Genomic DNA, 22,474 nt, shown 5'->3' with positions numbered 1-22,474 from the left:
CTTAACTTATGGACCCTGTATACTTCAATTCGGCAACCTCAAAATGATCGGCCGCACCCTCAAGAATTTTCCTCACATCCTGCAGTGCCTCCTGAAGATTAACACGCGTTCCTTTTTGACCAGTCAAGGCTTCAGCCACATACAATGGCTGGGTCAAGTAGGCTTCCAGACGTTCGCCGCGATGATACGTATCAACCTCAGCACTCGGAAGACGTTCCATACCGCCGACTCTGATAAAAGAACGCAATTCATAATAACGCCGCAACAATTTTTGAGCCCGCTGCTGAATCGAAAGGTGCGTCTGATCAGTGTGCGCGCCTTCTAAAACGGAAGAGGTAGAATGCAATGGGTTGATGGATGGGAACAGTTGTCTGGCGGCGAGATCCGCATCAAATTGCCATAACGTCTCAAGGGGGCCATAGGGAAAATCATCATCCACGGCTTCACCTTTTAAATCCAGTAACAATGTCGTGACATGCTGCTCCCCCGCTGCTAATAAACGATCTTGCAGACGATAAATCTCACCTGTGACCACATGGGAGCGGTCAGCAGCGAATAACACGTCATAGGCGGAATCCGTCTTCGCAAGCTCCTCGTATGCTTCATCAATTGAGAGACAGACACGATCCACATCCGCTTTAAGTTCCTCCACTTCCGCATGATACGCTTCAGGTTCAAGTAGAACAGTCTTTGCATACGTTTGTTTAACACGGTAAAATAACTCGGCTAACACCACGAGCTGCCCCATCCCTGGCCTAGCCACCAGACCAATCGTTCCGCCTTTTGCTAGTGGCGCAAACACATCCAATGTTTTAATCCCCGTCTCAATCATGTCTACTTTTTCCCCTCTCATAATCAATTCGTCCAAACTACATTCCGCAAGTGACGCCAGCGCAACGAGCGTCCTGACTTCTGAACGCCCGACCGGAATCTTCCCCGTACACAAATTGGATACGGTTGCAGGACGCAATCCTACAGACTTCGCCGCGTTCGTTAAGTTCGGGACTCGACGGCGCAGCAAAGCCACATTTAAGCGTAATTGCTCCATACCAACACCTCCTGAATAAACTCTGACTCCTCTTGTTGTTACTTTATAGCGTAATACAGGTTACTTTAAATAGCAATAACTAATTACGCTAAAACGTAATTTTTATTACGTTTAACGATTTAACTCATCAAAAAAGCATCAGATTAGCTCGATGTCAGCTATCTGATGCTTGATAAAGCGCCATGCGTTGTTTTCCAATCCGCTTAGCCTGATACATCGCCGTATCAGCCAGGGATAATAACCGTTGATCATCCGTGCCATGAGCAGGGTAAATCGAAGCGCCGATCGAGGCCGTGATATTGAGCGTGGCACCATCCATAACCATCGGTTGTTCCACATGGTTCATAATTCGGTCCGTGACGATGGCAACATCCTCTTCAGATGCAATGTCCGGGAGTAAAATCAGAAATTCATCTCCCCCGATCCGAGCTAACACATCGCTGGTACGTAGCACTGAACGAAGCCGTTTAGAAAAAAGGATCAGCACCTCGTCCCCGACATGGTGGCCGTACGTATCATTAATGTCCTTAAAATTATCTAAATCCACATATAAAACGGCAAGCTGCTGCTTCTCATTTTGCTCGGCTTCTGTAATCTCATCCTGCAATCGTTTCATAAAATAACGCCGATTAGGAAGATTGGTTAATTGATCACGATAGGCCATTTGCTCAAGTTGATCCTGATAGACTTTCCGCTCGGTAATATCCCGGCAGATCGATTGGACAGCATAGTGACCATTATACGACACCCGGGCCGCATGGATCTCAACATCAAAGGGAGTGCCATCTATCCGACGAAACTTGCGTTCAATGGGCCCTGACTTGTTTCCATGCTCTAAAATTTTCCTTAACTCCTGATGAACGATGTGCGCGACACTTTCATCGATAAACCGGTAAATACGCTCGTCCATAATATCGTGCTGAGTTTGCGCATGCAGCATCGCAACGCCCGCCGCATTCACATAGATGATCCGGTCCTCATCGTCATGGACAAAGACGGCGTCGGGCGACATATCAATAAGGGCCTGGTAACGTTCCTCGCTTTCAACCAACGCTTGCTTTTTTTCTGCCAGCTCCATATCCTTTACGTAAGCTTTGAAGTTTTTAGCGACGACAAGATAACAGGTACTACGCCCGTCCTCATCGCGTACAGGTTGGATCATCATATCTCCCATAAAACCGGATAAGTCATTATGAAGTTTTTTCTTATATACATTCTCCCCTGATTCTTCGGCTTCGTGTAAGATGGACTTGATAATACGAGATGTATCGTGACTGTGAACGTCCTGAATCCACCTGCCTACCACTTCCGTTTCTCCGAAATAACGGCGGGCCTCGTGATTAATATAACGATACCAATATTCATCCCTCTCACACTGGATCAGCAAAACGCCGTCACTGATCGAATCTGAGAATTGTTGAACCATTGTCCCATCATGTGTCAGCAGTTCATAAAGTTGTCTGTCCATTCAGCATCCACTGCCTTCTATTTAAGATACGTGCAACGACAATTTTTGCACTCCACCTACTCATTACCTAAACTATAGACCTATAAACATGATAAGCAATTTTTCCTTGATTTTCGATATTAAAGCTTAAAATTCGCCACGAACCCACAAATATCCTGCTTATTTTCATTATTTCTTCCCAAAAAAATAAATAGGAACAATGTCCTATTCGTTAACTTGCTCAGCCTGAACGATTAAACGATGGGTAGGGTCTTCGATCGGGTCACATGTAATCAACGTCATCATGGCATAATCATCAGGCTGGTTTAAAACAGAAAGGTCGTTGGGAGAGACGCGAAAAGCCTTTGTGACGCGGTATTGGAGTTCGCCTGCTTGTGTGACTGCCGTAATCGTGTCATCTGGCTTCACTTCATCAAGCCGATTAAACAGCTTGCCCGCTTTATAACTGCGATGGGCCGCCAACGCAACATTACCTGGCTCGCCAAAGTCTGCGGTCTCACTCATATGGCCGACCGCATATTCAAGATTTGTCATAGTGGCTCCTTCGAGGACCGGGAGTTTTAATTGGATGGACGGAATTTCGAGGGTAGCTAACACAACAGCATCATCGATACTCGGAAAAGCCAACGGACGACGATCCCCCTGGTCAAATACAGTATCAAGCTGTTCATAGCTATCATTGATGTCGGTTTGAGGCTCTGTAAGAAGAGGCTGCTGTTCAAAACGCTCGAACAATTTCGTCTGTTGATGCGCAACATACTGATTATGTAAAGACGGGTAGCTTAACACGGCAATTCCAATGATGATTAATAAAGACGCCACCCATTTCACAGCCATGTCCCCCTCGTTTAATTGGCATTACGCTTCGTTCGTGATTTTCCATAAACGACATCCAGCTTGGGCTTTGGCCGCACCTGGTTAGCCGGCAGCTTCGGCTGGGACGTTAAATCCTCCGCACAAACCGGGCAAATCCACTCCCCTTCACCAGCACTGCTGAATGATGGCCGCTGACAACGGTGACATATTTTCTTATACATCGTATCCACTCCCACTAGATTAATAGGTAGAGGAGCACCCGCAACATTCAGATCCTCCTCTTATTCCTTCCGGTTCCTGACCCACTTATTCGTCGCAAATAACGCCACGCCCCCTGCTAACAACAATCCTCCGAACAGATAAAACAGCATCGGTGATTCTTCGCCCGTTTGAGGCAAGCTGTCATCTGCATTTGCCATCGCAGGTTCTGCTTCAGGTTGACTGGTTTGATCGGTGGAGCCGTCGGTCGGTGTTTCTGGTGTCTCGGTGGTTGGTTGGTCTGGGTTGATGTCGGTTTCAGCTGTGAACTGAAAAACGACTTCGGTAGCTAAGCCTTGGAACTCGTTGCCTGACTCCCAGGGAAAATCAACCCTGATTTGTAAATCTTCTCGATCGTCGGCCGGCAGTTCACGAGGCTCAAAACCTTCAAAACTTCCAAGTGAACCTTCATAAAGCAATTTTTCATCTTTTCTCACTTGAAATTGTAATTGGTCATAAAACTTTTCTGAACCAGATTTCAGCAAAGCAGTCATCCTATAGTTAACCTTTTCAGACCCATCGTTATTCACTGTCAACGTTCGAATCGCATAATCTCCGGGTTTAAAATTCTTTATGTCCATCACGCGTTCCGACGGAGTGGTAGAAAGATCAATAACAGGAGATGTTTCTATGGCTTTCGTTGAGCCAATCGGACTAATAACCACAAATAACAATATGATTGCACTATAAATGCTCAGTAACTTGATAAATGGCTTAATATCCATAGGCATGCTCCTTTACTTTCTTACCTGATGGGAAATGGTGATGAAAAAAGGTGGGGGTTCCCCACCTTTTAATCTATGTTTTGTTATCTTGCTTCGCCTTCGCCTTGTTCAGCATTGAACGTCCACTGAAGGGATAAGGAATCGCCTTGGAAATGGTTTTGATCTTCCCCATTATCTACGAACTCGTATTGAACATACAACTGGTCTGTCGTACCCGCTGCAAGGTTACCGCCTCGTTCACCTAGCCATGGGCTAAAGATGTTACCTTCAATAACGTCTGGATCCATCGCTTTTAGCTCTGCTAATGTGGTCGAGAAAATAGGAACATCGACTTTATCAGCATTCACAAGGAAATTAACACGGATATGATCACCAAAATCATCGCCATTATTATTCCCTGCTCCAGTAACTTGATAATCTGTGTCTAGAGTAATTTCAGAAATATCCAAAGTCCCGCCATTCCCTAGTTCAAACGAACGAAGCATTGTGTCCCCAGGCTTTAAATTGTCTACACTAATAATTTGAGTAGGATCAACCGTTAAATCTAGAGTACCTGCTGCAAACGATCCACTCGCGTCTGCCGTATCGTTAAAATATGCAAATGTTCCTCCTCCGACTAAAGATAACCCCAAAGCTGCTGATGCGACACCTAAACCTAATTTCTTTTTCAAACCCATTTTGTTTCCTCCCTTTGTTTTTCTTATTTTTTTATATTGAACCCCTGCCTAAACAGAGAGTACAAACTATTGCGCTTTTGCGGATTCTTTCTCTTCATCCTTTTCTTCAATGCTGGAAATCTCCCGCCAGATGGAGAACGCTCCATACCCGAATAACAAGAGCCCCGGGACGACTAACAGCAATAATGAGCCGAGTTTGGAATTCGCAAAATCCATGACATAGCCTATATAAGGAATGGTAAACCCGGTATATTCTCCGACAACGTTACCTGCAAGGACCGGTTCTAGGTCTGCTCCATCGTTGTTGTCGCCTTTCGTTAAATAACTGACATTCTCCCCGCTGCCCTTCACTTCCGTGATTCGGTGGGTGACCAGTACATCTTGTTCTTTTTGGAAAGTGATGATGTCACCTTTCTTATACTGGCTCCCGTTGTCGGTTGGTTCGAGTGCGATTATGGACCCCGTTTGGAATGTGGGTTCCATTGATCCCGAGAGGACCGTTTTCAACTGATAACCCATGAAGGTTGATTCGCCTCCAGATATTTTGGAAATGGCGACGATGGCCACCATGGATATTAATATCGTATAGAGCAATATTGTTAATGTATGACTCACAAACTTTTTCATAAGATTGACTCCTTTACTTAAAGTTAAGATTCATCCTCAGCTTCTTGTTCATCCTTTTCATTACCATCATTCTCTTTGTCAGTTGATGATTCAGACGATGATTCATCGCTGCTTTGCGAAGCTTTTACTTCTTCTTTTTTGTCTTTAGATTCATCTTCTTTTTTTGCTTTAGATTTCTCAGAACCTGATGACTCTTTTTCCTCCATATCTTTTTGATCGTCCTTGTTGTCTTCTCCCTGAGACTTATCCCCGTCTTCGTTGTCTGTTTCAGGCTTCGATTCCTTACTATCTTGTTGCTCTTTCTCTACTTCGTTTGTGTCATCATCTTTTGGTTCATCGTTTTCTTGTTTCGATTGATCCTTTTGTTTTTGCTCTTTTTCTTTCTCTTGCTGCTCTTGCTGTTTTTGCTTCTCCCGTTCTTCTTCTTTAGCTGCTTTCTCTTCTTCTTCAGCCTTCTTCTGTTTAATTAACGCTTTGATCTTATCACGCTCATCATTCAAGCGTGTTACTTCGGATTCAGTATCCGCGATATCAGATTCTATTTGGTTATTTATTGGTTTAATCTGTTTATCAATAGAATCATAGAATCCATTGAGAACGTCCTGCGTGATGTTAGGATTAGCAGCAGAGGATGTTGCCTTTCCTTGCCCGTTTGGCTGTTTAATCGATTTATAATAATTGAATAAGTGCGTTATCTGCGTTTGATTCAAGTCTGTATGATTAAATAATTTCTTTAACTCATTGCTGACACTCTCGTAATCACCTTCCACGCAATTTAAGTTAGCAGTTTCTGTATAGTGGTCCAATTTCACAAGCAATTGATATATATCGTCAGCGATCACTCCCAAGTCACCTTTAATGCCTGCAACTTTATCGAGATCCTCACTTAAACTATCTTTTTCCTTCTCTATCGAAGTGATATGACCCTCAATTTCTTCACTAAGTTCAGAAAGGTCATCAGCTTCTAATGTGTTCAATTTATTTGGCACTTTAAATTTTTTATCAGCACCCGAATGAAGGTTTGAGTCTGGAAGCTGCTTTAATTTTTTCTCGAACTTTTCCAAATCTTTTTCTAGGTCTTCTAGCAGCACGTGTATGTACCCCGGAAAAACTTCACACATTTGTATTTTACTGTTCGTTCTATCAGCCGAACTAAATTCACCTAGTGTTTGGCCGAACAACTGAGAACTGGTGCCTAGAATGAGCGAACTAATCGCGACGCTTAATGTTAGCTGCTTCGCCATTTCTAACTTCTTCGACCTATTTTCTCTCATGATCCGAACTGACCGTTTTTCCAGAGGAACTCACCCCTTTCAGCTCTTTCAATCGTTCTTTGTTGCGTTCGTTTTTTGTTCGTTATTAAGAATTAACTAAACTGAGTATATAATCCCGCGCGGCATATGCAAACCTTCAAAAATGCTCTATTTTCTTTATAAAGAACGTATAATGTTCTTTATTCTTCAATTATCTTCTAATATCTTACGATTTCATTTTTTATAAAATTTTCGTTGTTTCTAAAAAAGAACAAAAACAAAACCGCGTCATACCAGTAGTTCTTAACGAACAATAAATCTTGAAGGCATCATAACGGAGGGTCAGGCTGGTAAAAGTGGATTTTGCTGGTGATATCCCCGAATGGAGACTTTGAACTAAGCGGCATTCACGTTGATGCAAGATTGATATTTGAAAAAGGCATACCTGAGAAAAAGACGTGTCATTTTTAACGAACGATTGTGTAGTCAAAAAAAAAGCTCCCACTCCTACAGAGTGAAAGCGTCCGATAGATTCACGTATTTTAATTCCAACGATCTGCGCAACTTCTTCTATCCCCGTCCTCCATTTTACGTTCCGCAAGTAAAGGCATCAGGTTGTCAAAAATATGCGTGTCCCCGCGTTCATCAACAGAAAAACCCCCATAGTAGTCATGCTGAGGATCATTTTGACGAAATGCCATCATCCGTTCATAAATTCGCTCGGCCAATTCATGTTCGTTGATTTCAAGACAGAACATCACCAGGAAAGCGTAGGTGGCCGGCGATTCATATTCGACTGCTGGCATACGCGTGGAACGATTGTATTTTCCGTAAACAAGCCCGCGTCGATCCATTTCCTGTTTCACAAACGCTAATAGCGGCTCTGCTTTATGACCGGCGCGCGCCGTTTGCAGACCTGTCAATGCTTGATCGATCATGTTGACGTCGTCATTGTAATGGTACCGTTTCGTTTTAACGTTATAAGATTTGGGATAAAAATCATTTTCCAGCGGGGCGTGACGTAATATGGAAAGCATGGTGGTTTGCGTCGACTCGCCTAAGACATCATGCTCGACCATAGCATGCAGGGCTTGCGGGTCAATATAAGACAGTGTGAGGACATCACTGTTGTAGCCGTCCTCTCGTTCATAAAAATCGGTCAAGGCGTGATTCGTTTGATTGTACTCAGCGAGATAGTCACTGATCTTACGGGCTGTTTCTGCAAATGTTTCATTATGCCAGCGGTCGCTTGCTTGAAATAGCGCATGGATGATGCGCAGGTCATCGATCAGGGCGTTGCTCGTCACGTCGCTATGACCCTTTGCGGTGAGTTTCCAATATACGAATCCATCGTATTCGAGAAAATGCCGATTCAACAACGTATAGGCGTCTGCAAACATGTCGGTATCATCTTTCAGGAGGGCATATTCCATCCAAAGCCCGAGTGTTTCGGCCAGTGCTTCCCTGCCCTGGACGAGATCCTCATCGACTTGCTGGTCGGTGCGAATATAAGTGACCAGGGTTCCGTTTTCATTACGCAGCCATTTTTCAATAAATCCTTCGGTAATAAATCGAGCCTGAGGAGTCCGTTCACCCTCCACACGAGAGAAAATGGCAAGTAACGCACTGAAACTGATCAATATCACAAGCAGCATGACCCCCCTTCCGTTAAATGATCGCCTGGTTCGACGCCTCATGGTTTACCACCTCATGTCTCTCGAGCATGATGCTCGTCTTTAAGCAGAACGATCTTCTTTGGCTGTTTCCTGCTTGAACCGCTGCGTCTTGTACCAGGTCACCTCCTGCTTGAACATCAGGCGTTTGATTTCCAGGAAACTTGCATACACAACGAGAACCAGCCACAACTGGGAATAGGTGAAATACATGAGCAGCACGACGAGCACATTTTTCAAGGTCAACTGACCGTACTCGAGACTCAATGCCAGCGTAATCTCCGTAACGAACAACAAAAAGCCGACGACAAGCAGAATGTAAGACACCATACCGATTGATAGATTCAAATCGTAAAACAAATTCAGTCCAAATATCAGATGAGACACGAGAACGCCGCCAAAGAACAGTACATAAGTGAAGAGAAAATAGAACAGGTCGAGGGCAACCTTTTTGTTCTTCAGTTTAAAAAATCCAAACACGTATTTGAAAATGACGTACTCGTTCCCCCGGGCCCAACGTGTGCGTTGCCGCCACCACACTTTCCAGGTTTCGGGTTCCTGCTCCCAGGTCACAGCCGATGGGAAAAAGCGAATGTGGTAACCCAGATTATAAACTCGGAAGCTGAGTTCGGTATCTTCGGATAACGCTTTTTCGTCCCAGCCGCCTAAGCGACCTAAAATGCTACGCCGGATGGCAAAGTTTGTACCGGGAATGGTCGTCATACGAAACCAGAACCAGCGACCTGCCTGGGCCAGCCATTGGAATGTAATCGTTTCGATATTGATCAGCTGGGTCAGCAGGTTTTTGCTGGCATTCATCACTCTGAAACGCCCTACCACAGCGCCAGCTTTCGGGTCATTCAGCAAACCGATAGCTAAATACTGGAGAGCTTCAGGCTCAGGTGTGTTATCGGCATCATAGACAGCCACAATCTCTCCAGTAGCTTCCTTCAACCCTCGATTAAGCGCGCCGGATTTCCCTTTACCTGCATTGGGCGGCCTCGTATGAACAACTTTAATAAATGGATAAAAATTTGCGTACGCCTCAACGATTTCAGCCGTCTGGTCGCTGGAATTATCATTAACCACGATGACTTCGAGCAGGTGCTTCGGATAGTTTTGATTAATCAGGGCCTCCAACGTTTCAGCAATGACCATTTCTTCATTATGAGCTGGAATCAATACACTAAGCGTGGGTAAGTCTCCTGGTTTCTGCTTCCAAAAATCGGCCACTTTTTCATATCTCATGGCATGGAGGTAACCCCCTTGCATGAGAAACATATGATAAAACAGCATAAACCAAATGAGAAAAAGAGCCATATACAGAAACAAATCAGCCAACGTCATCCCTCCGTTCCAGTTTCAATCTGCGGTTTCGTGTATAGAAGGTTGAAAATACAAACACCATGACGGCTGTTGAACCAATTCCTGCTATGCCCCACGTCGTTTTATTAACCCATTCTTTAATATGATAGAACGCAAAATCCAGAGAAGTCGCCATCAGCTTCCACTGGTTAACATTTGCATTGATCTTTCCGTTTTCAGCCTTGATTTCAACATGTTCCGCTTTAACCGTACTGTTGGTTTCTTTTAAATCAATCCATTCAATGCCCGGTATCTGCTCCATGTGATCCAGTAATTCAATGAAACGATCAACTCCGAGGTAAGGATGATAGAAGCCGGCCACGACCCCATCACGCACCAGCTGATGTTCCTGTGCTTTCTCCATCATACGTTCAATGGCCCGGTTTTCCCCTGGCTGAACGTAGCCCATTGTTTCCGGGAGAAGTTTCATGCCGTTAAGAAACGTTGGTGACGAAAGGTAAGGAGGCGCCGCCATATCACCCCAGTGCTGATCACTCAGTTGCAGCTGACCGACATAGGTGGAGAAATAATCCGACAGCACATCATAGCCATTTTGTGACATCGTATAGTGCGGCGCTTCAAATGCTAACGGATGCAAGCCATAGTTCGTCAGCTCCTGAACGCCTTTGGTCACTTTTCCTTCGATATACGATCGTTCATAATCAAGCTGCTCGCTGACATGTTGTTCATAGGCTTTTGGGCTGTCAAAATCATCGATTGTTTTCGTTTCAACGGTTTCGTCCGGCCCATGATAAATCGGCATATCATGCTCAACATCCCAAAATTCGAACCCTTCCCCTGTTTCGCTTTGGCGAAATTGATGGGTGTACCCATGGAGAACCATACTGCCGCCATTGTTTTGCATGTATTTCAAGGTTTTCAACAACTCGGGCGAGTCTGATAGATGATGCTCTTCTCCTGTTTCAGGGTTTGTATAAACCGGCACAACAGCTACCATATAAGGAATCTGCCGCTCTTTGAGGACGTCTGCGATGGCCTTCACTTTGTCAGGCTCGACAAGCGGATGAACGTCCTCGAGCCGTATATAGCCAGGATGTGACGTATCGTGATCGCCAGCATCAAACACAGCGTGCAGTCCTTCCGCTAAAATGGTGGAAACGGGTGCTTCAATACTGAAGGCCCCAAAGTAAAACGTGTTGTCATTTTGGATCATGAGCGGAAATTTTCGTTTTTCGTTTTCCGCTTGAATGAGAATTTCAGTGTCCCCGGTGCCATGGGCAAACCACAAACTTTCCGATTCCAGCTTCAACTGCTTGTCCGGATCTTCATGAAACCAAATGTTCGTCATCGTTTCTTCGCATAAATATTCAATAAAGGACATCCGCTCACCCAGCTTGGGGACGTTATCGCCGATGGCTACAAACGTACCCGGATAAGATGCGAGCATAGCGCGAAATTCTTCAGGTATTTGTTCATTGCGATGCCCATCATAAAAAACGTGCGTGGCATTCGCTAAATCTTCTTCCTTTACATCATCTGTCGGTTTATACGTAATATCCGTTGTGAAGTGGCCGATCAGCATATCCAGCATACGTTGGCGATCGCTCAATTCCCCATCCTTTGAAGGAAACACCACAAGCACTTTTTCTTTCGATTTTGAAGGCTCGTTCGCTTGAACGTACGAAGGGTACCCGATAGTCATAAGTAACAGACTCGCCCATACCAGCAGCAACGCCTTTCTAACATGACGATTCTTCACTTTGCTCCCTCCTCGCTTGAAATCAACCCAACACCTTTGTTCTTTATAAAGAACTTATAATATCTTAATAAAGAACGCAACGTCTTATGAAGTCGAAACATGGTGCTTGCACACCTATTATCAGGTAATTGCTTTGATTTGCACGATTAATCGCAGATTTGCACTCATAATGGATGCATAGTGAGAATTCAGGTTACGAGGAGGTGCTTTTTTTGAAGGAAAATGACCGAATTAAAATTGATCCCCATCAATTAGAAAAAATTTTGAAAACGTTTCAATCAAAAGGCGAAGGCTATCGTGGTAAGGAAGTTAAACGATTTATCGAAGAGTTAAAGAAGTCTTTGAAAGATGATCATTCAGCCTGAACATAAAAAACCCTCGCATCCAATAAAGGAGCAAGGGTGTCAGGTCCTGCGCTAAAACAGGTTCGGATTAATTTTTTCAGGCAGGTAGAAAGCCAGCTGCGGGAAGAATGCGACCGCAAATAACACGACGATGATCACAGCAATATAAGGGAGCACCGCCCCAAACGATCGTTCTATCGATAAGCGTCCGATTTTGGCAGCAAGCAGCAAGCACAATCCATACGGCGGCGTCACCAGCCCTACCGCAAGGGTCATGACGGTAATGATGCCGAGCAGGATCGGGCTTACATCGAATGTCATCGCAACTGGCAAGATGACAGGGATAAAGAGAATCATAGCAGGAATCGCATCCATGAATGTTCCGACGAACAGGAAGAAAGCGATGATGATCAAGATGAAGACCCATCTGCTATCGATATTATTGGCAAAGAATTGTTCTGCCCATGTGGAGAGCTGGTAATAACTCATTAACTCTCCCAGAGCATTTGCCGCCGCTAAAGCAAACAATGACAACGAACTTAGCGTCAGCGTATCGACCAATATATTCGGTATGTCTTTCAGTTTCAATGTTTTATAGAAAAACATGGCGACGAATACAGTATATAATGAAGCGAAAGCAGCGGCTTCTGTCGCTGTAAAAATGCCTGTGATGATTCCGCCGATCAGAATGACAGGCGTCAGCATAGCCGGAATTGTATCGAAAAACTGCTTCATGAAATTCTTGAAGGAAGCACGCTGATACGTCGGGTAGCCCCGCTTCATAGCGAACATATACACCACGACCATCATCCCTAGACCAACGAGTATACCAGGAATGATACCGACTAAGAATAAGGCGCCGACAGACACGTTGGTCAAGCCAGCATAAATGATCATCGGAATACTCGGTGGAATGACGACACCAATGGTAGACGATGCTGCTGTAATGCCGACCGCATTCTCCGTATCATAGCCCTGTTTTTTCATATTCGGAATCAAAATTTTACCGACGCCTGCTGTATCCGCTTGTGAGGCTCCGGAAACACCGGCAAACAGCATGGAGACGAGGATATTGGCATGAGCGAGTCCGCCCCTGATATGACCAACCACAGAAAGCGAAAAGTCGATCAGCTTTTGCGAGATTTGACCCTTGTTCATTAAATTAGCAGCGAGAATGAACAGGGGAACGGCGATCAACACAAACGAATCCAGTCCATTCAACATGCGGACGGGTACGGTCACTGTAGGAATATACGGGATATTCAATATGCCGACCATCGCTACAACCCCAATGACGAAGGCAATCGGAATGCCGATAATCATGAGAATGATGAATAACCCAACTAATAGACCCCCTATCATTCAGCTGCCTCCTCTCGGTTAAAATTGCGCAGGTTATGGATGATATGGGCGATCAGATAAATCGCCATCGTCCCCCCCATGATCGGGATGGAAATCCAAACATATCCCATTTTCATTTCAGATAAAGATGTCCAATTATAGTTCCAAAAATTTTGGACGGCTAAAATACCGTAATTTAAGATACCAATACTGAATGCAAGTAAAATCAAATCATTTAGCAGGGTCAAAGAACTTCTGACCTTCCCTTTCAACTTCTTCAAGAGTAAGTCAAATTTGAAGTGCTCTCTTCTGTTGAGCATAACTGCCGCTCCCATAAAAACTGCCCAGATAAAGGAATAGTTCGCTACTTCCCCTGTCCACACGACGGAAATTCCCAGAAAGCGTGTGGCCACCTGGATGAGAATGGCAACAAAAAAGATACATAAACATAAGACGCCAATTCCGAGTTGGACGCGTTCAAGGTATTTGATAAACATAATGGTTCTGACCTCCTTTAAAGAAGAGAAAAGGGAAGGGCACAAGGGGGTGCCCTCTCCACACTTTCATCTATGATGAGTTTCTATACTGTTACTTCATATCACGAATCTTTTGCAGCATATCTTCTACGCCAGCATCTTCAGCCATTTGATCCTGGAATGGTTTCGCCAATTCGATAAACGGCTGGCGGTCGATTTGGTTCACTTCTGCTCCATCATCAATGGCTTGTTGCTTGTACTCTTCTTCCTGATCATAAAGTTCCTGGCGTTCGGCTTCGACTGATGCTTTGGCTGCTTCCATAACGGCTTCCTGTTGCGCTTCTGAGTAAGAATCGAATTTCTTCCCGTTGATAAGCAGGAAGCGTGTCGTATAATCATGCCCTGTTTCGGTAATATACTTACCGTTATCCGTTTTGTGGTGGTTTTCCTGAACAAAGTAAGGATACGCATTCTCTGCTGCATCTACAACACCCTGCTGCAGACCTTGGTACAACTCACCCCAGGCGACGGATGTCGGTACCGCACCGGTTTCTTTCCAGTAGTTCGCGACAACGCCTGACGTTTGAGTCCGGAACTTCTTACCCTCGATGTCATCAATGGACTGCAGCGGTTCGTTTCCGTAGTAGTGACGAACACCGGCTGTCCAATAGCCAAGCAGTTTAAAGTCATTATTGGATTCTTCGTTGATGATATCGGCCATTTGATCCCCTACTTCGCCATCAACGGTTTGCTCCCAGTGATCATAACTGTCAAACATATATGGGGTTGCGAACAAATCAATTTGATCAATACCTGTTTCACTCATGAAACCAGGTGAGGCAAGGACTACATCAGCTCCGCCAAGCTTCAATTTTTCAATCAGCTCTGACTCACTTGTCCCTAACGTTCCTGCGTGAGTTTCGACTTCAATGTTCGTGTCCTCATTTTCTTCCGCCACTTTCTTGAACTCTTCTAAACCAACCTGGTAAGGGTTCTCCGGAGAAGTTTGATTATGAGCAGCGACGATTTTAATGGAATCTTCGCCGTCCCCTCCTGAACCTCCGCCGCTGGATTGTCCTCCGCAGCCTGCTAGCACAAGCATGATGGTCGTCATCAAAAAGAATAAAGCTGAAAACTGTTTTTTCATGGATTGAACCTCCTCTGTATTTTTGAACTGTATCCGCTTACACTAAAACCCTCATCGTCTCCCAATCGTCTATATCAGTTCCATTAACCAAAACGTTTCTCTTGCTCTTTTTGATTGACCATGTATCCCCCCTTTTATGTAAGCATCCTTATGTCACGCTTATTCCAAATTGGCATGACGATTGGTCATGTCCTGGTATGAACTGTTTTCGTTTGTCTGCATGGTTTGAATGATAATCGCATCCAATAATAAGTGAATCGATTGGTCAAACTGATTACCCAGGGGTTGGATGGTATCCGGTTCCTCCGGGCGTCTCTTTTTTGTAGCTGCCGGTACAAGAAGAACACTATCACTCCGCCCGGCCAATTCTGCATCAGGATTGGTGGTCACTAAGCAAACCTTGGCACCTGCTTCTTTTGCTTTATTGGCAAATTGGACGATGGAAGCAGTAGAACCGGAGCCCGAAATAGCGACGAGCAGGTCTCCTTGGCCGATACTCGGGGTTATGGTTTCACCCGTGACAAACACCGTAAACCCTCCATGCATCAAACGCATGGCGAAGGCCTTACCCATAAGTCCTGATCGTCCTTCCCCGGCAATGAAAATACGCTCAGCCGTTTGCAGATGCTGTGATAAACCGACGGCCTGCTCTTCATCCACTTGATGCAAAACGTCAGAGACTTCATTGGCTACGGTTGTTATCGTTTGTTTCATCATGACGTATCACTCCCTTCATTCTTCTCGCGGCCTCACCAGGATTTTGCTGCTTCGTAATCGCACTGCCGACAATAAGGGTATCCGGCTGGTAACGGATCACTTCCGGCAAGGAATCCAGGTCAATGCCGCCTGCCACAGCAACGTCGAGTTTGTTATGCCCTTCAACGAGGGCAAACATTGCTGTATCCAATCCTCCTCTTTGCTGCATATCTTTACCAAAGTGGAGGCTGACCAAATCTACCCCTAACGCCTCTAACTCAACAATCCGTTTTTCGTCGGTTACACCAAGCAAGTCAATCATGACGCGCGCGTTATATTCACGGGCAACTTCCTGCGTGTCCAATATGGTTTGATCCGATGCAAACGCCATAACCGTGGTAATATCAGCTCCAGCTTCAAAGGCTTGCTTCGCTTCGTGTTTCCCGGCGTCACACGTCTTCATATCAGCGACGAGTGTATGATCAGGGTACGTGCGGTCGATTTCCCGTACGATCGCCATCCCGTACTCTTTGATGACCCCGGTGCCGACCTCAATCCAGTCTATGTCTCCTGCCGTCTCATCTAAGATTTGCAAACATTGCGCTTCGGATAAGCGGTCGAGTGCTAATTGAAGATTCATCGTCATCCCTCCAGACTATCGCTCAACTGACTCTTTTTCACCTAACTGCACTAACACTTCATGAAGATACGGCAATCCTTCATTATCCCCTTCAACGCTTACAACCATGGATCCGATCGTATTCGCAAATTGCAGGATTTTTTCTAACGACCAACCCTGCAGGAAGCCGTGAATGAAACCGGCATCAAAGCCATCTCCAGCCCCAACTGTGTCTACTACTTTGCGCGGACGGACGGGCTGAGCTTGCACGTGTTCTCCTTTATGGTATCCTTCCGCTCCATCGGCACCTTTTTTAATGGCCACCGTATCAATGTTATACGAGCGGCAGTGCTCCATAATCGCCTGAGAATCCGTAACGCCAAACAGTAATTCAGCTTCATCGACGCCCGTCAATAGCACATCGACATAAGGAAGCAATGTACTCAGCGCTTCTCTCGCCTCATCTTTAGTCCACAATTTCAAGCGAATGTTGGGATCCAACGACACCAGCATGCCGTTTTGTTTGGCCAGTTTTACAGCGTGATGTAATAGATCCACGTTTTTGTTAGCATCCACCGCTGCAAAAACCCCTGTAATATGAAGCAGTTTCCCGCGTGTGACATACGCTTCATCGAGTGTGTCCTTCGTTAACGTCAGCGTCGGGGAATTCGCGCGATAATAGAACGTATTGCCGCTGCCGTCCCCTTTGATTTCTTTAAAATTCAAGGAGGTCGGGTAACCTTCAACCAGTTGAACCGCTGAAACATCCACACCTTCTCCACGCATGAAGTTATGAATGTAACGTCCGAATTCATCGGCGCCAAGCCGGCTGACCCAACCGATATTCAAGCCTAATCTGGCACAGCCTAACGCGAAATTCAACTCCGCTCCGCCTACTTTGCGTTCAAATGTGTGCGCATATCGCATCGGGCCTTTTGAAGCAGGATCGAATGTTATCATGCCGTCCCCTATCGTAATCACATCATTCATATCAACTTACCCCCTGGTAGAACTAGTTTCCTTTTATATCTGTCTCGTTATACGGAATCGCGTTCGATCAATGTCGGCTCAAAACGATAATCCGGGTGCTGATCTTCTGCTTTTTGTTGGCGGATTTTATAAAGCAGCAATTCAGCCGCTTTTTTCCCCATTTCAAATGTCGGCTGCGAGATGGTCGTAATAGCCGGTGTGTAGAAGCTTGCAAAGGACACATCATCAATGCCGATTATGGCTATTTCATCCGGTATTTTTATGTCATGTTGTTTCGTATATTTCAAAATTTCAATCAAGGTTAAATCATTTCCAGCCAGAATCGCTTCAGGCGGATCGTCCAACTGGAGCATGCGATCCAACTGCATTTGGATGTCACTGCGAGGCACACTGTTGATGTAATCGTCGCGAACAGGAAGTTTGTAGCGGGTCAGTGTATCTTTATACCCTTCTATCCTTTCTATACGCGGGGTCACACTTCTGGTCAACGTTGTCGTCATAATCGCGATGCGTCTGTAGCCCCGGGTGATGAAATGCTGAACAGCCATACTGGCAGCCTTTTCATTTTTCAGCATGATGGATGAAACCGGCAAACCGGGTACGGACCTGTCCACGAAAACGACCGGATACTCTTCTCTCAGCATTTTTTCATAGAGGTCGATGTTGCCGCCTGTTGGAAAAATGATGATCCCGTCCACCTGTTTGGCCCGAAGCATATCAATATATTTCTTTTCTTTATGAGGGTCGTCATCTGCGTTACACACTATCAGGTGAAAATCATCTACATGGCAAGCATCTTCAATGGCACGGCTCACTTCTGTCGAGAAGTTATGCAAAATATTGGCGACGATAACCCCGATCGTCTTGGTCGATTTTTGTTTCAAACTTCTAGCAACATAATTAGGTTGGTAGCCCAGCTCATTGATCGAGTCCTCAATGCGCAATTTCGTACTTTCGCCCATGTAGTCATAGCGCTTGTTCAAGTATTGCGACACGGTACTTTTGGAGACTTTGGCGTGCTGAGCGACATCCGTTATCGTAATCGGTTTCATTTTTCATTCTCCAAACTGATTGGTTTGAAAATCTCATGATTATACGCTCACTAAATCGGTTTACTAAATCGATTTAGTTATCATTATAGATGCTGTGTAAGCGTTTTACAACCGTTAAAGTAAAGAAATATCTGACAATGCAAAAAAGGATACTCACCGCAGTTAATCGAATATGTATAGTAAGGGAAATCATTCGATAGAAGCGTGTTAATGTGCCATAATAGAATTAACAATTTTCACAAAAATGAGGAGGCCAACTATGCCCCAGTCCCAGCTTTCCATGAAAGAAAAAAATAAAACGACGCCCTTGACCATTCAATGCATGGCTGTCTACGCCCAAAGTAAAATCATCGAAGCATTCGATCAGGAGGGCGATGCCTATTATATCTTCTTCTATAAAGATCACTACCTTAACATCGTAAAAGCTGTCAAATTGCTCCCCCATTCCCATATCACCCGTGCTTTTAATGACGGCATCGTTTTCCAAGCCCCTCATCCGCTGATCGATTCACTCTGCCCTGACAACAACACCTTTAAAAAACAAAGCTTCAACCACTTATTCAAAGGTTCGGATGATACCTTTACGCCTCATGAAAAAGCATTGATCGCCACATTCTTTGAATCCTTCATCGCCAAGGAAAAACTCTTTAAATTTATCCAATCCCTGTTTTACCAGCATCGCCGTGATGGCAAAGTATTTGAAAGCTACAAAATCGTTCGGATTCTGGGCGAGTTCTCCCCCAATAACGACTGGACCTACCAATTTCAACATAAACTTGAATTCAACAAATATGATGACTGGTATGAACAGCTTGACGCCTCTTTATCCCATAAAGACCCTCTGTATTATGAGACCTACCTTTTCAAGCAGCGAAAACATGACGAGTCTTTTCAAGCGTTACAAACATTCCTTCACAATCAAGCACGCTGGCGCGATCAAATAGCCTTGTATATCAATCGCCTGGTCGATCACCCTGACTGGGACGACTATCAATTATTCAAACAACTGATGAGCACCCATTTTTCCACCCAGGAGAACGTGGCCATTCTCGAAGATGTGTACAACCATTCTACTCACTTCCCGGCCCTTATCGACGACCTGCTAACGCAATACATGCAGCTGAACCAACCTGAACAAGCCCTCAATCTGATCATTGTCAACGGCTACACCCTAACGCCGGATCAAGCCAAGACGCTTGCAAACCTGGTGGAAAGTGTAGACTTAACGTCAGAAAGCATCAATTTAGATAAGATGAACCAATTTCTCGTTACCTTCTTCCCTGTCGACGCCGAATTATCGAAACAGCTGCTACACCAATCAGTCAGCGTCTTAATGGCCCGTCACAGCTTGGCCGAGGTCCGAAAATGGCTGGAACCGCTCGAATCCACGTCTGGAGCCCTTTCAACCATCCGCAAACTAGACAGCATGATGGAGCTCACCGAAGACCCCGACCCGGCTCAACAGCAGCGCCTCGGTGAACTCTATTTTGAATTCAACCAGCTGGATGAAGCCATCCAATGCTTCAGCTGGAGCGGCGAACTGAATGATAACGACCCGAGTCCCGTCTACTGGCTATATAAAAGTTATGAATTAATGAAGCAGGACGATAAAGCGGATGCCTATAAACAGCTGTATTATGAAATGAAGAAAAATTCATAGCACAACAAAGCCCCTGCGCTCTGGCGCAGGGGCTCTTTTAATGGGAAATTACAGCAGAGCTATTGCAACACTTGGATGTGAGGGGATATTATGTAGGTCATTTGAACTGAGTTGCTTATAAATCGGGTCTAGTTGCATGGAAATCATCTTATGTCGCTTGCAAAAGCGAGGAAGACGTTTGTATTTCAGCAAAGTTGACTGCAAATCACCATTCGTGAGCAAGAAAAGCTGAACGCTTCGATCTGGCAGAGCCATCGCAATTCGTGGAGGTGTAAGCCGTATTTTGTGGGTCAATTTACCTGAGTTGCTTATAAATCGGGTCAAGTTGTCTAGAAATCATCTTATGTCGCTTGCAAACGCAAGGAAGACGTTTGTATTTCAGCAAAGTTGACTGCAATTCACCATTCGTGAGCAAGAAAAAGCTGAACGCCTGGATCTAGCAGAGCCATCGCAATTCGTGGAGGAGAGACGATATTTCGCAGGTAATATGACCTGAGTTGCTTATAAATACGATCAAGTTGCATGGAAATCACCTTATGTCGCTCGCAAACGTGAGGAAGACGATCGCTTTCCAAATTAGTTGCATACAAATCACCCTTCATCATCAAAAAAAGCAGAACGCCTGGATCAGGCATCCTGCTTCTCCCCTCTTTCGTGGGACGGGGTCAATCCTAACTCTTCAAAGGTGTAGAGCCAAAACTGCCAGTCAATAGAGCTATTTTCCAGCTGTTGTTCTTTCAGTTTATAAAGCAATTCTTCCTTTGTTTCGTTTTCAAATGTGTTTACGATGATCAGCGCTATTTCAACGGGTTTCTTTTTCTGGGTAATGCTCTGGTATTGCGTCATATAATCCAGCCACTGATCGACAGAGCTCAATAGGACACTAGGCGGAAGCGGGGATTCTAAGTGGACCTTAGAATAGATCATGACATCTTTGACATCAAGTTCAAGTAAGCCATCGAGATCAAGGGCGCTTTCTCCTTTACTGATACGGATATGGCGCTGGATGTTATGCTGAACATTATTTTCGATCGCTTTAAAGGCGCATTCTTCCGCAAGCAGCGCTAATTGGGCGGGATACAAGCCTTGGTGCCGACTTGTATCATGCTCTGCCTCATCGGACACGCCAGCTGTGGTTTTGACCGAATCGAATTGCTTCAGCTCTTCTGTTTTCCGCATCAGGACCTCTTCATTGGAGACAAATTCTTTTCGGTATTCAAAGTATTCCTTATTTCCTCTAATAATCGCCGCCAGGTTTTGTAAAAAATCAAGCTTCGTGAGAGTGGTGGCCATTATAAAGATAGCGGCAAAATAGCACCAGACGTTATGTGCAAACAAACTGATGCCCAGCAGGAACAACATGCTAGCACCCTTTAACGCATGGGTGCGAATTTTGCTATTCAACGATAAAAATAAAAAAATAAAGCCTGCTGCCAACGAAATCGCTGCGATTAAGGTCCGCAAGCTCGTCGGAATCAGATCTTCCATCTTGGTCTCCCCTTCACCCAATAATCTGGCTTGAAATCACTCCGAATCAGCCGGATATTCAACTCCCATTTGCGCACGGGCTTCATCGAGAATACGCATTGTGATCAACGAATGTTTATGAGAGTTGAGAGTTGATTGGTGCTCCCCGGTTTTGATGCGTTCAATAAATTCTTGGACTTCATAAAACATCGACGGCTTTTCTAATTCATGGATAAGTTCGATGTTGCCATCTCTATACTTTAATTCTATGTGCGTGGGGTCCGAGATATTATCGATCAAGATGCTGCCGTCTTCGCCCTGGATTTCAGAATGAGTGAAGGAATCGGAAATTTTCGAATGCGTGATCACTGCCTCCATTCCTCTTTCTTCATAAGAAGCAACCAGGCTGCCTTCGCCGTCAACGCCGGAAGCAAGCTTCACACCGTTCGCTTTAATGCTGTCTGGTTCTCCAAACCACACCACCATCGGATACAGGCAATACACGCCGAGGTCCATTAGGGAGCCATTTGAAAATTTCGGGTTGAAGGTATTCACGTTTTTCCCATCCCGGTAAGCATCATAGCGGGAAGAATACTTGCAATAATTAGCGCAATAACGGCGTATTTTACCTATCTTAGGGAGATAGTTTGTCATGTTCGTAAAACTTGGCAGCAGCGTCGTTTTCATGGCTTCCATCAACACGACGTCATTTTCCTGCGCAGCCTTAATCATAGCGGCCGCTTCTTTTTCATTGGATGCGAGCGGTTTTTCGCATAACACGTGCTTCCCGTGCTCCATCATCATGATCGATTGTTTGCTATGGAGCGCATTAGGGCTCGCGATATAAACAGCATCGACCTCAGGGCTGTTCGCCATGTCTTCAAGATTTGTAAACGTCGTCTCGACACCGTATTGACGTGCAAACTCTGACGCTCTTTCTTCGGTCCGGGAGTAAATAGCTGCTAAGGAAAACTCACTGTAGCCTTTAATATGATCGAGCAACCGTTCTGTAATGAAATTCGTGCCAATGATACCGAATCGGACCATCCTAC

General features: G+C 45.0%; 23 protein-coding genes. 2 read left to right on the top strand and 21 right to left on the bottom strand.

What is annotated here, in order from left to right:
• Position 1: 1 nt before the first annotated feature.
• The 11 genes from HOP45_RS03635 to HOP45_RS03585 form a co-directional block, all read right to left on the bottom strand.
• The gene (locus tag HOP45_RS03635; protein ID WP_181347548.1) at positions 2-1,048 is read right to left on the bottom strand and encodes a P-loop NTPase family protein; all 1,047 of its coding nucleotides are present in this window, start codon (positions 1,046-1,048) and stop codon (positions 2-4) included.
• A 154-nt stretch (positions 1,049-1,202) separates the two neighbouring features.
• A complete protein-coding gene (locus HOP45_RS03630) occupies positions 1,203-2,516 on the bottom strand; it encodes a diguanylate cyclase domain-containing protein (RefSeq protein ID WP_181347547.1) in 1,314 nt (437 codons plus the stop codon).
• Positions 2,517-2,720: 204 nt separating this feature from the next.
• A complete protein-coding gene (locus HOP45_RS03625; protein ID WP_181347546.1) occupies positions 2,721-3,353 on the bottom strand; it encodes a class D sortase in 633 nt (210 codons plus the stop codon).
• Positions 3,354-3,364: 11 nt separating this feature from the next.
• Positions 3,365-3,553 (bottom strand): hypothetical protein, encoded by a 189-nt coding sequence (locus HOP45_RS03620; RefSeq protein WP_181347545.1) that lies wholly within the window; start codon positions 3,551-3,553, stop codon positions 3,365-3,367.
• 60 nt (positions 3,554-3,613) lie between these two features.
• Positions 3,614-4,315: an LPXTG cell wall anchor domain-containing protein gene (locus HOP45_RS03615; RefSeq protein ID WP_181347544.1), complete on the bottom strand. Its 702-nt coding sequence runs from the start codon at positions 4,313-4,315 to the stop codon at positions 3,614-3,616.
• Positions 4,316-4,398: 83 nt separating this feature from the next.
• On the bottom strand, positions 4,399-4,992 hold the full coding sequence (locus HOP45_RS03610; RefSeq protein WP_181347543.1) for a CalY family protein: 594 nt from the start codon (positions 4,990-4,992) through the stop codon (positions 4,399-4,401).
• Positions 4,993-5,058: 66 nt separating this feature from the next.
• Positions 5,059-5,619, bottom strand: coding sequence for a signal peptidase I SipW (gene sipW, locus HOP45_RS03605; RefSeq protein WP_181347542.1), 561 nt, complete (start codon positions 5,617-5,619; stop codon positions 5,059-5,061).
• A 23-nt stretch (positions 5,620-5,642) separates the two neighbouring features.
• Complete coding sequence (locus tag HOP45_RS03600; RefSeq protein WP_181347541.1) at positions 5,643-6,863, bottom strand: hypothetical protein; 1,221 nt, start codon at positions 6,861-6,863, stop codon at positions 5,643-5,645.
• Between the two features lie 551 nt (positions 6,864-7,414).
• Positions 7,415-8,569 carry a glycosyl hydrolase family 8 gene (locus tag HOP45_RS03595; protein ID WP_181347540.1) on the bottom strand — a complete coding sequence of 385 codons (1,155 nt, stop codon included), beginning with the start codon at positions 8,567-8,569 and terminating at the stop codon, positions 7,415-7,417.
• 39 nt (positions 8,570-8,608) lie between these two features.
• Positions 8,609-9,886 carry a glycosyltransferase family 2 protein gene (locus HOP45_RS03590; RefSeq protein ID WP_181347539.1) on the bottom strand — a complete coding sequence of 426 codons (1,278 nt, stop codon included), beginning with the start codon at positions 9,884-9,886 and terminating at the stop codon, positions 8,609-8,611.
• Positions 9,879-11,630 carry a DUF2334 domain-containing protein gene (locus tag HOP45_RS03585; RefSeq protein ID WP_181347538.1) on the bottom strand — a complete coding sequence of 584 codons (1,752 nt, stop codon included), beginning with the start codon at positions 11,628-11,630 and terminating at the stop codon, positions 9,879-9,881. The genes HOP45_RS03590 and HOP45_RS03585 overlap by 8 nt, the downstream gene beginning before the upstream one ends.
• Positions 11,631-11,842: 212 nt before the next feature.
• Between HOP45_RS03585 and HOP45_RS03580 the strand changes: the two genes are divergently transcribed.
• Positions 11,843-11,995: a hypothetical protein gene (locus HOP45_RS03580; RefSeq protein WP_181347537.1), complete on the top strand. Its 153-nt coding sequence runs from the start codon at positions 11,843-11,845 to the stop codon at positions 11,993-11,995.
• Positions 11,996-12,046: 51 nt separating this feature from the next.
• Here the strand turns inward: HOP45_RS03580 and HOP45_RS03575 are convergent, their stop codons facing one another.
• The 7 genes from HOP45_RS03575 to HOP45_RS03545 all read right to left on the bottom strand — a co-directional run bounded on the left by HOP45_RS03575 (position 12,047) and on the right by HOP45_RS03545 (position 18,295).
• Entirely contained in the window at positions 12,047-13,336 is a 1,290-nt protein-coding gene (locus HOP45_RS03575; protein WP_181347536.1) for a TRAP transporter large permease, read from the bottom strand.
• Positions 13,333-13,812: a TRAP transporter small permease gene (locus HOP45_RS03570; protein ID WP_181347535.1), complete on the bottom strand. Its 480-nt coding sequence runs from the start codon at positions 13,810-13,812 to the stop codon at positions 13,333-13,335. The genes HOP45_RS03575 and HOP45_RS03570 overlap by 4 nt, the downstream gene beginning before the upstream one ends.
• Before the next feature lie 91 nt (positions 13,813-13,903).
• Complete coding sequence (locus tag HOP45_RS03565) at positions 13,904-14,938, bottom strand: TRAP transporter substrate-binding protein (protein WP_181347534.1); 1,035 nt, start codon at positions 14,936-14,938, stop codon at positions 13,904-13,906.
• A 159-nt stretch (positions 14,939-15,097) separates the two neighbouring features.
• Positions 15,098-15,655 (bottom strand): 6-phospho-3-hexuloisomerase, encoded by a 558-nt coding sequence (hxlB, locus tag HOP45_RS03560; protein ID WP_255437473.1) that lies wholly within the window; start codon positions 15,653-15,655, stop codon positions 15,098-15,100.
• Positions 15,621-16,274 carry a 3-hexulose-6-phosphate synthase gene (hxlA, locus tag HOP45_RS03555; RefSeq protein WP_181347533.1) on the bottom strand — a complete coding sequence of 218 codons (654 nt, stop codon included), beginning with the start codon at positions 16,272-16,274 and terminating at the stop codon, positions 15,621-15,623. The genes hxlB and hxlA overlap by 35 nt, the downstream gene beginning before the upstream one ends.
• Positions 16,275-16,289: 15 nt before the next feature.
• Positions 16,290-17,243, bottom strand: coding sequence for a sugar kinase (locus HOP45_RS03550; protein ID WP_181347532.1), 954 nt, complete (start codon positions 17,241-17,243; stop codon positions 16,290-16,292).
• A gap of 47 nt (positions 17,244-17,290) precedes the next feature.
• A complete protein-coding gene (locus HOP45_RS03545; RefSeq protein WP_181347531.1) occupies positions 17,291-18,295 on the bottom strand; it encodes a substrate-binding domain-containing protein in 1,005 nt (334 codons plus the stop codon).
• Positions 18,296-18,554: 259 nt separating this feature from the next.
• Between HOP45_RS03545 and HOP45_RS03540 the strand changes: the two genes are divergently transcribed.
• Complete coding sequence (locus tag HOP45_RS03540; RefSeq protein ID WP_181347530.1) at positions 18,555-19,955, top strand: tetratricopeptide repeat protein; 1,401 nt, start codon at positions 18,555-18,557, stop codon at positions 19,953-19,955.
• A gap of 398 nt (positions 19,956-20,353) precedes the next feature.
• Here HOP45_RS03540 and HOP45_RS03535 read toward each other — a convergent pair whose 3' ends face one another.
• From HOP45_RS03535 to HOP45_RS03525, 3 genes are read right to left on the bottom strand one after another with little or no spacing between them, the layout of a single operon-like run.
• Positions 20,354-20,590 carry a hypothetical protein gene (locus HOP45_RS03535; RefSeq protein ID WP_181347529.1) on the bottom strand — a complete coding sequence of 79 codons (237 nt, stop codon included), beginning with the start codon at positions 20,588-20,590 and terminating at the stop codon, positions 20,354-20,356.
• The gene (locus tag HOP45_RS03530; RefSeq protein ID WP_181347528.1) at positions 20,583-21,443 is read right to left on the bottom strand and encodes a hypothetical protein; all 861 of its coding nucleotides are present in this window, start codon (positions 21,441-21,443) and stop codon (positions 20,583-20,585) included. Before HOP45_RS03530 ends, HOP45_RS03535 begins: the two co-directional genes overlap by 8 nt.
• 36 nt (positions 21,444-21,479) lie before the next feature.
• On the bottom strand, positions 21,480-22,469 hold the full coding sequence (locus HOP45_RS03525; RefSeq protein ID WP_181347527.1) for a Gfo/Idh/MocA family protein: 990 nt from the start codon (positions 22,467-22,469) through the stop codon (positions 21,480-21,482).
• Between the last annotated feature and the right edge of the window lie 5 nt (positions 22,470-22,474).

Origin of the sequence: Thalassobacillus sp. CUG 92003 (assembly GCF_013618635.1) — a bacterium.
GTDB lineage: Bacteria > Bacillota > Bacilli > Bacillales > Halobacillaceae > CUG-92003.
This window is presented reverse-complemented; position numbering and strand designations above follow the sequence as displayed.